Raw genomic sequence first — 13,009 nt, forward strand, 5'->3', positions numbered from 1 at the left:
CATGTTTCAAGTGTCAAACATGATGCACATGAGGAAATCTTTTATGTTCATTTTAGACTTATCTTCTTTCCTACAGCGTCTTGACAAACTGCTGAAGACGGTCTTCTCCCGCAAGCGTCAGCTCGAAAAGTCGCCATTGATTGTGCGCACGGTCAAGGTTATGAGCCGCATAAGTGGTTTTATAATAGGTGTCACCATTGATATAATCCGCAAGGAAACGCACGCACTGCATGTATGGGAAGAGCTGCATTGCAAAGGGAAGCATGTCTCGTTCGGTGTCCGTCAGGAAGTGGCGAGTGCCTTCAATGTAGCCTTTCGTGAAGCTTTCGATAACATCCCAGCGCAATGCTACTTTCGAAACATCGGGATCATCCTCGCGGGTTGCATTGGCTGCCGTGCGTAGGAAGTCGCCATAATCAGAGAACACAAAGCTTGGCATGACGGTATCGAGGTCGATGACACACAGCACCTGTCCTGTCTCATCAAACAACATATTGTTCACTTTCGTATCGCAATGGCAGAGACGCTTAGGCAATTGCCCTTCACGGTAAAGCTTTTCAGCCCTGCACATGGCTTCAGCGTGCTGCTCAATCTTGTCAACAAGTGCACTCACTTCATGCAAACGACCTGCAGCATCAGCCTTCACAGCCTCCCGAAGCTGTCGAATGCGCAGCTCCATGTTATGGAAATCGGGGATAGTTTCACCGAGTTTCTCTTCTACATCCGTAAGCATTGACTCGAAACGACCGAAAGTTCGGCCACAATCATAGGCATTCTGCGGTGTCACCTGATTAAAAGTCTGTGTCCGTGGAATGAAAACAGAGACGCGCCAGAAGTCACCTTCTTCCGTCTGATAATAGCTTTTACCCTCCTTGGTAGGTACAAACTGCAGCACTTTCCTGTCGATATCCGTCTCACCGGCTGCCTCGAGCTTTGCCCGAATGTGACTTGTGACGACATCAATATTATGTTGCAGCAATTCAACATCGGTGAAAATATGATGGTTGATGCGCTGAAGCACATAGTCATGCGGCTCTCCCGAAGGCATCATCACCTTGTAAGTGTCGTTGATAAGGCCGTCGCCTAAAGGGATAATATCCACCGGGGTTCCACCTATTTCAAAGTTCAAGAGTATCTGTTCCTGTTTGTTTTTGGTTTTTCCTTGCATAGTAATAGCATTTAAATTCAAATTAGATTTTCACGCAAATTTAAGATAAAAATCCCGTTTTCTCACGCAAAAAAATGAGTTTTATCTTATATACAGCTTATTTAACAAATGCAAACGGCAGAATATCACCCTATGAATTAAAACAGAACGCCACTTTCCCCGCTCCTCATTTCCTTTCTAAATTATGCATCATGCATTGTGCATTATGCATTAACAACAATTCAACACTACTCATTCAACATTACAAATTATGAATTATGCATTGTGCATTATGCATTAGTTTTTGTCAACTTCCTTCCTCATTTTTAACACTTTTCTCCACGCCCAAATAGAAACAAAAACCTCGTTTCCGTCAGCGTGAGAAGCCATTTCAAGGCTTCGATGCTCTCATTTCTATCCCCTTGCCATGCAACTCCAGTCACTTTACCTCGCTTTCTGCCGCAGATTGCGCAGTAACTCCATGCAAAATACGCGGTGATTTGACGCAAATCGCAGCACTTTCTCCTGTGATTTTAACTCCTGTTTTGCCTTAAATTTCATAACCGCCTGACTGTCAATACATTGCAAAATCCTGAAAAACAGGACCTATTTTGAAAAAGAATAACCCGCTTTTCAAATGCGTTCATCTGATAAAGGCAATTGTAAACATTCGCGACAAGAATTAACATACCTTTCGTATGTCAGGAAAACACGATGAAAACAGACCGTTCCCATCATGCTGTCTGCCTGAGAAAGCAGGGCCGAACCCTACGCCATGAACAACATAAAACAACAGAAACGCCTTTTGAATAAACCTGCAAGCCAAGGAATACCAAACAGATTTTACTTTAATTCGTAATTCTTTTTCTTGCATATTTCATTTTTTTTTCCGAATATTGCAAACACATTACATATATAAATGACAACTCTCTAACCAAAACTAACATCGGGTAGCCATGGTTTCCTTTCAAAAACATATCATAAAATATATTGTCTTGTTCTTTCTGCTGACACTTTCTGTCGGTCAGAACAGGGCACAAAACATTGCATTTGACCATCTCACGCCCGACGAAGGCCTTTCACAAATCTCTGTAAACAGCCTTTATGCCGACCGAGATGGCAACATCTGGATTGCCACACGCATGGGATTGAACTGCTATGACGGTAATCATCTGCGCATTTATACCAATAAAAGCGTTGACACGAAAAGCCTTTTCTGCAACAATGTGATGCATATCACGGGCGATGGCAACCGTAATCTCTACCTGCTTTGCTCGGAAGGAATAGCCCGACTCGACCTGATGACGCGCCAATTCAAAACCCTGAAATACGACAACAACATCGGAGCAATCTGCTATCACGGCCGACTTTACTACAGTGACAAGCATAAAATCATGACTGTCGAGGGGCAGTCGGGACGCAGCAAAGGCTATATCACACTGCCTACAAAGTCAACCGTGACGAGCATCACGGTTGACACGCGCGGTCGGATGTGGATAGGGACGCGCGGAAGTGGCGTCTATTGCTATGCTTCGGGCCGACTCTCACACCCCATTACAACGGGATATATCACCCAGATCTATGAAGACCATGCCAAAACAATATGGATAGGAAGCTGGAACGACGGCTTCTGGACGATTGATCCACAAGGAAAATGCACCAACACTCGTAAGGGAAAACTGCTCGTTTCGAATTTCGTGCGCACCTTTTGTGAGGACAATTCGGGCGTGATGTGGATAGGAACATACCTCGGTCTGACGCGTTACAACCCACGAACCGGGGCTTCTTCTACCTTCACGGCAAACACACAGGAAAAGAGTCTGACCAATTCGAGCATCTGGAGCATCATCAAAGACAATCAGGGAACACTGTGGGTGGGCACCTATTTCGGTGGAGTGAACTACTTTAATCCTGAATATGAAATCTATACTCAATATCGCTTGCAGGAAAAGAACAGGCCCGGACTGAGCAGCCAGATAGTGGGGCGCATGACCGAAGACGACAAAGGAAACCTCTGGATATGTACGGAAGGGGGCGGACTCAACATCTATAATCCCCACACACAAGTCTTCTCACACCATAACCTGCCCGGAACTGCGATTACACAAAATAATCTCAAGGCCATATTCTTCGACAAAACGCGGCGTACGATGTGGGTGGGAACTCACCTTGGAGGCCTCGACCGCATCGAACTTTCAAGCGGGAAGAGTCGCAGCTACAGGCATGAGGCAGGCAATCCGAAGTCGCTTCCCTCCGATATTGTAAGGGATATCAAACCCCACGGCCGTCAGTTGGTCATCGCAACACAGGAAGGTGTTGTCATGATGGATCCCGAGAAAGAAACCTTTACGCCACTCCTGGCCAAGGAAAAACTACGCATCGTGCAGGGACTTTGCATCGACCGACACGGCCGTTTGTGGATTGCCACCGAGTCGCGCGGCGTCTATTGCTATGATTTCTCTACGGGGAAATTCCGCCATTACCAGCGAACTCAGGCCAAGGGAAGCCTCAGTTGCAACAACATCAATAACGTCATGACCGACCGTCAGGGGCGTATCTGGCTGTCAACTGCCAACGATGGCATTGACCTTTACGACGAACGCCACGACAGTTTCATCAATTACGGTCGGCACGAAGGGCTTACAGGCAGCTGTGTTTATGCCATTGCACCCTCTTCCTTGAGCAATAACGAACTGCTTCTCATCACCAATCAGGGCTTTTCGGTATTCAACATCCGGCACAAGACCTTTCGAAACTACAACAAAGACAATGGTTTTCCGTTGGCCACTATTAACGAAAATGCCCTCTATGTGACACGTTCGGGCACGGTTTATCTTGGTGGTGTGCGTGGCATGGTATCCTTCAGGGAACGCGACCTGCACAAGAAGACGAAGCCATATAACCTCCGTTTCACCGGTCTTTATATCAATGGACAGGAGATTTTGCCGGGAGATCAGACCGAGATTCTTAAGCATACATTGCGCTACACCAATGAGATTGAACTCAGTTATGAACGTTCTGTCATCAGTATTGAATACGCATCATCCAACCATATCCGGGCAAACACGCAGCCTCTTGAGTATCGGCTTGTCGGTTCCTCCAATCAGTGGTTCCCCATCGGGACGCGACAAAAGAAGATAGACTTCTTTGATTTGGCCCCGGGAGACTACACCTTAGAACTGCGCTCGGCGGGAACGGCATCGCCTGTTGCCCGACTCGGCATCCGCATTCTGCCTCCATGGTATCGCTCCTGGTGGGCTTATATGGGCTATCTTGTACTGCTCGGCCTTATTGCTCATTGGCTCATACGCAGCTATCGCAAGCGTATCAGGTTGGCAGAGTCGTTGAAATACGAACAACAACATGCAAAAGACATCGAAGAACGCAATCAATCGAAGATTCGTTTCTTTACAAATGTGTCGCATGAAATCAGGACTCCGCTCACAGTTATCATCGGGTTGGCCGAGTCTTTGCTGCATACCCAGCGGTTTACTGCCGACATCTACAACAAACTTCAAGGCATCTACCGCAACAGCAACCTGCTGCGCGATCTGATTTCAGAGTTGCTTGATTTCAAGAAACACGAGCAATCATTGGCCCATCTCTGCGTAGAAGCTGTGGATTGGTCGGCATTTGTGGGCAACATCTGCAACATGTTTAAGGAATACGCCAATAGCAATGACGTCACACTAAACGTGAATGAGGGCACAGATGCAGAGGTTTGGATTGACAAAAGGCAAATGAGAAAGGTGGTCAACAACCTCATTTCGAACGCATTGAAACACACTCCGCAGGGTGGAAACGTCAATGTGACGACTGAATGTGACGGCCAACAGGTCATCCTTCGCGTCGCCGACACCGGCAAAGGCATAGCAGAAACCGACCTTGCCCACGTGTTCGACTGCTTCTATCAGGCTCGGGATTTCGAGTCTTTAACTGAAATGGGCACGGGCATTGGCCTTAATCTGACCCAGAACATCGTGCAACAACATCACGGAACCATTAGCGTAGACTCCGTAATCAATGAGGGAACAACCTTTGTCGTGACGCTTCCTTTGGGCAAAGACCACTTCAAGGAGGACGAAATCAAAGTGAAGAAAGAAGACAAGAAGACAGAGGAAACCGTTGAAGATAAAGCGATTCAGCCTCAACCTGACATTGTCTTGGAAGCTGATGCCATGCCTCCTGTCCGCGAAATGAAAGGAATTGAAGAGGCTACGATATTGATTGTGGAAGACAATGACGACATCCGACAACTGTTGATGACGGTTCTCAGTCCTTACTATCGCATACTTACGGCCGTAGATGGACAGGAAGGACTCGAAGTTATACGCGATGAAATGCCGGATATCATCATCAGTGACGTGCTCATGCCTAATATGTCGGGTATCGAACTCTGTAAGATTATCAAGGAAGATTTCGCCATTTGCCACATTCCCGTGGTGCTTCTTACGGCTCGAACTGCCGTAGAACAGGAACTCGAAGGACTGAAAACAGGAGCTGACGACTATATAACAAAGCCGTTTAATAACGAACTTCTGATTTCAAGATGCAACAATCTCATCAACTCCCGACGCCTGCTTCAACGCAAATTCGGCGAGCATCCGCACACCGAAGCCAACATGTTGGCCTCCAATCCGCTTGATAAAGAGATGCTTGATCGCGCAATGAACATCATTGACAAACATTATATGAACTCGGAATTCAGTGTTGATGTGTTTGCAAGAGAAATGGGAATGTCGCGTACAAGCCTGTTCACGAAGTGGAAAAACCTGACAGGACAGACGCCGAATGAATTCATTATGCGAATTCGATTGCGTAAGGCGGCGAAGATGTTACGTGAGAACCCTCACCTCAGTATAGCCGAAATCAGTTATAAAAACGGTTTTTCAAGTCCACGATATTTCTGCAAATGTTTTAAAGACAGATATCAACAACAGCCTTCGGCCTATCGAAACGGGACGGAATAAACGATGTTTTTCATGACATGAAGCTTTTCCTTTCAGATTAAAGGAGGCTTCATTCCACCGTAAACGCTTTCTTCATTTCGTCCATTGTGGGTGCAATATGCTCGAAGAAACGGCGATAACCGGCACAAAGATAATTCAAACCGGGATTGCCATAGCGGTCGTTGACAAAGCGATTCTTAGGACATTCACCATGACATGCAAAGGCCCAACGGCACTCTTTGCATTGACGGGGGAGCTTGTTATACTTGAGTTGGCTGAAACGTCGCTGCTTTTCGCCGTATAACATCTCTATCAATGTGTGCTCATTGATGTTTCCAAGCTTGTACTGAGGAAACACAAAGTGGTCACAAGAGTATACATCTCCATTGAATTCCATGACTCCAGCATGGCCACATTCCTTTGCATAGATACATGTTCCAGGGGCAACACCGACCCAATTGGCCAGCATGCTGTCGAAAATCTGAACGAAAACGCGACCTATATCCTGCTTAACCCATTCATCAAACAGCCCACAAAGGAAGTTTCCCCATTGCTCGGGAGTGACCGAAAAGTCGGTAACAGGCGCATCAGTAGCGTCATTAATCGATGCCAAATGACGGCCATCGGCATGTTGCACATTACGTTCTACAATGGGAGTAAACTGAATATACTGGCAACCTATACTTTTGAAAAAGCGATAAAAAGCCTGCGGATGGTCTGCATTATAACGGTTGACCACAGCCATGGCATTCCATTCCACGCCATAATGCTGCAGCAATTGAATGCCTTCCATAACCTTCTGCCACGATGGTCTGCCCTGACTGTCGCGCCGATAACGGTCATGAAAGGCTTCAGGGCCGTCGATAGAGATGCCTACAAGCCAATTGTTCGCCTTCAGAAAACGGCACCATTCATCAGTAAGCAGCGTGCCGTTGGTCTGCAGCGAATTATGAATGACGCGGCCTCCGGCATACTTCTTCTGCAATTCCACAGCCTTCTGATAGAACGAAAGCGGACGAAGAGTAGGCTCACCACCATGCCACGTGAAGACCACTTCATTCATGGTCTGTGCTTCAATATAGTCCTTGACGAAGCGTTCGAGCAGTTCTTCGCTCATCTGTCGCTTCGGCTGGTGCTTGTAGAGGTTTGATTTCTCAAGATAATAACAATAGTTACACGCGAGATTACAGGCCGCGCCAACAGGCTTGAGCATCACATACAGCGGACGTGCAAAGGGAGAAATGGTAGTCATAGATTTCGTTCTGAATGCTGACAGATATCTTTCTGTCGTACAATAATACTAAACAAAGACGGCATGCGCAGGCATTTTACCTGCGCATGAGGCCTTATTTTACTTCGTCGGGCCACGGACATGGAGTGCCGCTTGCCTTTTCTGACGGGCGCTGTGCAGCGACCTTACGAAGATAGTTGCCGAGTTTCTTCGAAAGTTTCTTCACGATTGACGGGCGTTCGGCAGCGAGATTATGCGCTTCGCCGATGTCATTAGGAATGTCATAAAGCTCCTTTTTGTGGGTCTTGTAGTTATAAATGAGCTTCCAATCGCCCTCGCGAATAGCACAGTTCAGGCTGATGCCAGGCCCTACATTGCCCCAAACATTGGGATAATTCCACACGAGCATGCGCCCGCGGGAGGGGTCTCCTGTGCCTTTCAGCAATGGGATGAAACTCTTTCCGTCAACCTTTTGCGGCACCTTATAATGCTTGATGCCTGCCATTTCAAGTAAGGTGGGGAAGTAATCTTCTATCATCACATATTGCCTGCACACGGAACCCGGCTTCACCGTTCCAGGCCAACTGACAATCATCGGCTCGCGAATTCCACCCTCATACATGGAGCCTTTGCCCGATTTAAGCGGCGAATTCTGCGTGAAAAGCGGCTGATCGCGCCATTGACTTCCCGTGGCATAGCCCCCATTGTCGCTCATGAAGATGACTATCGTGCGTCGGGTTTCATCGTTTTTATCAAGCCAATCAAGGATATCTCCAAGGCTCTTGTCCATTCCTTCCACGAGAGAAGCATAGGCAGCCTCTTTCTCCGAGAGCCCTTTCTTCAGGTATTTGTCATAGTAACGTGGGTCACGATCAATGGGAATATGCACCGCATAATGAGACATGTAAAGGTAGAACGGTTGGTTATAAAGCTTGGCCTTGTCGAGCGATTTCAGTGCTTCGCGCGTCAAAGCCTCCGTGAGAAAGGTGCCTGTGTCCCAGTATTTTTCAAGCCCGGGGATAGCCATTTTGTGCTGTTTTGCAGGGTTGTCAGCGTTTCCATAGTGGCGTTCACTGAGATAAGTCGCAGGCCCTCCGCCCGCATGTCCTGCGATATTGACTTCAAATCCCCAGTGATGTGGGTCTTCGCCAGGCGTATCCCGTGCACCCCAATGAGCCTTTCCGCAATGTATGGTGTGATAACCTGAGGCCTGAAGGAGGTTGACAAACGAGGTCGCCCTATAGGTGTTGCGGCATCCTTCAACGCCACTGATGCCGTTATAATTCCATTCGGGAAGCGTCAATTGGTCGTCTTTGAGGTCGGTAGACTTGTTCTTTTCCAATGTCCAGTTGGTCACTCTGTGACGTGCAGCATTGCTTCCCGTCATCAGACTGCACCGACTTGGCGAGCTGATCGGACATGCATAAGCCTGACTGAACATCATGCCTCGCGCTGCCAATCGCTCCATATTGGGCGTTTCGTAGCGGTCATTATACATCGTGCGTTGGGTCCAGAAAGGCAGCGAAGTATCTTGCCAGCCCATGTCGTCTACCATGAAAAGAATGATGTTCGGACGATTGTCAACGCGATCTTGTGCCCGGGCAGACGATGCCACTGCCAAGAACATGGCTGACAAGGCAACCGAGAAGTGGCCCATAGGTATAGGCTGAAATGTTTTCATTGTATGTCGGAATTTGGTTTTGTTACATTCTTTCTGAACCTCGTGTGAACGATATTGCCACACGACATCACAAAGATAACATTTTATTTAGATAGGTGTAACCGAAAAACAAGACTTTTGAATGATTTTGTAAGGATTATGAATGAAAACGGAGATTGCAGCACTCTGTTTGTCAATCAAATTCAAACAGGATTTGCATTCGCCTCAAAAATTGATTATCTTTGCCGTAGGGAAAGTGACAACGCGCTTTCCTTTTTTTATGTCTTGTGGCAAAACGCAATGCAATCTGCGTCAAATCACAGTGCAACTTGACGCAAACTATACGATAACTTGACGCAGATGGCGATGTGTTCTGATGCAAAATGCAAGGTGAAGTGATGGGATTTGCTGTGTAACATGATGCAGATGAGCGTGCAAGCCAATTGTCGCTGGCTCTTGTAAAAATGGTTTTTGTTGATTATTTTGAGTTTTTCCTTAAAAAAACATAATGCAAGCCCATGTGTCATCTTGGGCTTTAGACAGTGCATTATGAGTCTTCAGCCAAGCTTCAGGGGTGTTCATCAAAAGGTTTCTATTGGCTGTATCAACTTTTAAAAGGTATGAAACATATGACAACTCCGAAGAAACCGCTTTGCTCCTGAACTTTAGGCATTATTCCATAAAATTCAAACAAATACATGCTTTTGTGCAAATTTGTAATTCTTTTGAACAATTTTACCATTCCATTATGTCCTAATATGCTAAATTTGTCACCGAAATAACGTAATAATCTTTTGGGACTTTCCAATTATTAACCTAACACTTATTTAACTTTATGAGAAACAAAAACAGTAATGTACCTTGGAAAAAGGCCCTATTCTGTACTACGCTTGCATTGACTTCAATGTCAGTTCATGCCGGAACTACAATGACAGGGACGAGCGAGAACGGCCAAATGCCAATGGCTACTGCACAGGATTTGGTGACAGTAACAGGCCATGTATCTGACGCTATGGGCCCAATGATCGGTGCTACGGTCATGGAAAAAGGAACATCTAACGGCTGCGTGACCGACCTCAGCGGCCAGTTTACGCTGAAAGTGAAATCAGCGGATGCCGTGCTTATCGTTTCGAGCGTAGGCTATACGACACAGGAAATCAAACTCCGAGGACGGAAAACCCTGAATGTTACCTTGGCAGAAGACAACAAACTGCTGAATGAAGTGGTTGTTGTTGGTTATGGAACACAGAAGAAAGTAAACATGACAGGTTCTGTTTCGTCAATTGATGTGTCGAAACTTGCCGAAAGTCGTCCGCTCACTAACGTTTCCCAGGCACTTGCCGGCTTAGCAGCCGGAGTCTCGGTGACTTCAAATCACAACCGCCCCGGTGATGACAACGCGTCTATTCTGGTGCGTGGTCAAGGCACATTGAACTCTGCTGCGCCATTGGTTATCATCGATGGATCAGAAGCCGGCATTAATACTGTGAACCCACAAGACATCGAATCGATCTCCGTTCTTAAGGATGCAGCCTCTGCAGCGATATATGGTTCACGGGCAGCCAACGGTGTTATCCTCATCACTACCAAGAGTGGAAAGAGTGGTAAAATAAAGGTTGACTATAATGGTTATGTTTCTTTCGAGTCAATTCGCAAGACTCTGACCCCTGTTTCAGACTATGCACGCTACATGGAACTCATTAATGAGGGCTATGCTAACAGTGGGAAGAAAGCTCCTTTCAGCCAGAAATCAATTGATGCATGGCGCAATGACGCAGGTAAGAACCCTTTGCAGTATCCTAATACAGACTGGGTGGACGAGACTTTCAAAAGCTCTGCTTCAACAAACCATGTCATCTCTGTCTCCGGAGGATCAGACAAGATACGTTTCTATGGTTCATTCGGCTTCATGAATAATCCCGGTGTAATGCACAATGCAGGCTTTACGAAATACAACGGACGTTTGAATCTCGATGCAGATGTAGCCAAATGGCTCAACATCGGCTTCCAGATGAGTGGCTATGTATCAGACATGCAGCCCGGATATAACGAGATTGACAACGTCTTCACCTATACTTCTGCAACGACTCCGGGTATGGTTTTCCGTGCTCCCGACGGCAGGTTTGGTGCTATGAACAATGAGGAAGACGCCGCACAGAGTGCTAACAACAACCCTTTGATACGTGCATATAAGTGGGCAGGAACCGACCGTAAGAATAACTTCCACCCTCGTTTCCTTGCCACAATCAAGCCTATGAAGGGACTTTCTGTGGCATTGAGCTACTCATATGAACTGCTCGACGAGGACATTATGCGTAAGCCTGTGGTGCAGGAAGGCTGGAACTTCCAGACAGAGCAAAAGACTTACACGACCAAATCGAAGTTTAATATCTATAATAAAAACAGCAAGATAGAACGCTATTTCAATGATATAGTGCTCAGATACAACAGTAAATACTTCAAGAACAACCTCACCATGAACTTCATGTTGGGTGCCAGTCAGGAGCTTTACCGTTCAAAAGACATCAATGTTACCAAGCAAGACCTGATTGACTTGAGCATGAGTGTGCTCGATGGTGCTACAGGTCAGGCCAGCGCTAACGGTGGATTGTCTGAATGGGCCATGCGTTCTTACTTCAGCCGACTTAACCTTAACTGGCAAGATCGCTATTTAATGGAGTTCAATCTCAGAGCCGACGGTTCATCACGCTTCCAGAAAAGCAAGCGTTGGGGATATTTCCCATCACTCTCTGCAGCATGGCGTATGGATCAAGAGAAGTTCATGGAGGGTGCTTTCAATGGTCAGTTAAGCAATCTGAAGCTTCGTGTTTCTTATGGTTCATTGGGTAACAACGCTGTCGGTAACTATGCTTCACAGTCACTTTACACGAGCAAGAAAGGCGCGTTGAATTATGTTTTAGGCAATACAATGGTGACAGGTATGGCACAGACAGCCTTGGCCAACGAAAAGTTATCATGGGAAACCACTAACGTATTCGACCTTGGTTTTGACTTTGGTTTCTTCAAAAACAAACTGACGGGAACGTTTGATTACTTCAATAAACGTACGACCGATATCCTGATTGACCTCCCCGCACCGGCTGTGCACGGTACAACAAGCCTTCCAAAGGTAAACAGTGCAACCGTAACCAACCAAGGTGTAGAGTTTACTTTGGGTTGGCAAGACCGTGTGAATGAATTCAGTTATGGTGCAACTGCCAACTTCACGTTCATCAAGAACAAAGTCAACAAGTTCAAAGGCAAGGATAAAGGGGGTATGGCTATCAGTGGTGCAAACCTTATTTGGGAAGGACACAGCATCAATTCTCAGTATCTCCTGCGTGTTGAAAGACTCTTGCAGACCGATGAAGACATGAAACGCGTTCAGGAAATCATTGATAATGCGCCTATAGGTGCAGACGGAAAGAAAGTCAATCCATTTGCAGCTTTCGGCACACCTAAGAAAGGTGACCTGCTTTATAAGGACGTAAATGGTGATGGTGTCATTGACAATAACGATAAAGAGATTGTCAGCGACGGTCCCAATCCTAAGTTCATCATGGGCTTGAGCCTTAATGCTGCATGGAAAGGCTTTGATATCTCTGCCTTGATACAGGGCGCATTCGGTGCCAAGGTGTATTGGCAGCATGCGGCATACAACACTCCTACCGTGCGCTACGGTTACCAAATCAACAAGGAAATAGCCGATGGACGCTGGTATGAAGGCCGCACCGATGCAAAATATCCCCGCCTTGTGGAATATCAGGACGAGCAGAACACGAAGTATAGCGACTTCTATTTGGAGAACAAGAGCTTCGTAAAGATTCGTAATATCCAATTAGGTTACACGCTTCCTAAGGCACTGACTGCAAAGATCCATATCGAACGGGTGCGCATCTACGGCAGTTTGGAGAACTTCTTTACCTTCACTAAGTATAAGGGTTTCGACCCTGAAGTAAGTGGAATGGCATATCCTTCAATGAAACAGGCTGTAATTGGTCTGAATGTCTCATTCTAAATAC

The 13,009-nt window shown here is 46.4% G+C and carries 5 protein-coding genes; 2 read left to right on the forward strand and 3 right to left on the reverse strand.

Annotated elements, in window-relative coordinates; translation table 11 throughout:
* Positions 1–70 precede the first annotated feature (70 nt).
* Positions 71–1,168 carry a phosphotransferase enzyme family protein gene (locus HMPREF2983_RS08760; protein WP_070667771.1) on the reverse strand — a complete coding sequence of 366 codons (1,098 nt, stop codon included), beginning with the start codon at positions 1,166–1,168 and terminating at the stop codon, positions 71–73.
* 935 nt (positions 1,169–2,103) lie between these two features.
* On the opposite strand from HMPREF2983_RS08760, the gene HMPREF2983_RS08765 reads away from it, so the two are divergent.
* Positions 2,104–6,117: a two-component regulator propeller domain-containing protein gene (locus HMPREF2983_RS08765; protein WP_070667772.1), complete on the forward strand. Its 4,014-nt coding sequence runs from the start codon at positions 2,104–2,106 to the stop codon at positions 6,115–6,117.
* Positions 6,118–6,166: 49 nt separating this feature from the next.
* Here the strand turns inward: HMPREF2983_RS08765 and HMPREF2983_RS08770 are convergent, their stop codons facing one another.
* Together HMPREF2983_RS08770 and HMPREF2983_RS08775 are read right to left on the reverse strand one after the other, a co-directional pair.
* A complete protein-coding gene (locus tag HMPREF2983_RS08770) occupies positions 6,167–7,348 on the reverse strand; it encodes an anaerobic sulfatase-maturation protein (RefSeq protein WP_070667773.1) in 1,182 nt (393 codons plus the stop codon).
* A 94-nt stretch (positions 7,349–7,442) separates the two neighbouring features.
* Complete coding sequence (locus HMPREF2983_RS08775; RefSeq protein ID WP_070667788.1) at positions 7,443–9,008, reverse strand: sulfatase; 1,566 nt, start codon at positions 9,006–9,008, stop codon at positions 7,443–7,445.
* A gap of 814 nt (positions 9,009–9,822) precedes the next feature.
* On the opposite strand from HMPREF2983_RS08775, the gene HMPREF2983_RS08785 reads away from it, so the two are divergent.
* Positions 9,823–13,005 carry a SusC/RagA family TonB-linked outer membrane protein gene (locus tag HMPREF2983_RS08785; protein ID WP_004377865.1) on the forward strand — a complete coding sequence of 1,061 codons (3,183 nt, stop codon included), beginning with the start codon at positions 9,823–9,825 and terminating at the stop codon, positions 13,003–13,005.
* The last annotated feature ends 4 nt before the right edge of the window (positions 13,006–13,009 follow it).

This window comes from Prevotella sp. HMSC077E09 (assembly GCF_001814685.1).
In the GTDB taxonomy this organism is placed as follows: domain Bacteria; phylum Bacteroidota; class Bacteroidia; order Bacteroidales; family Bacteroidaceae; genus Prevotella; species Prevotella oris.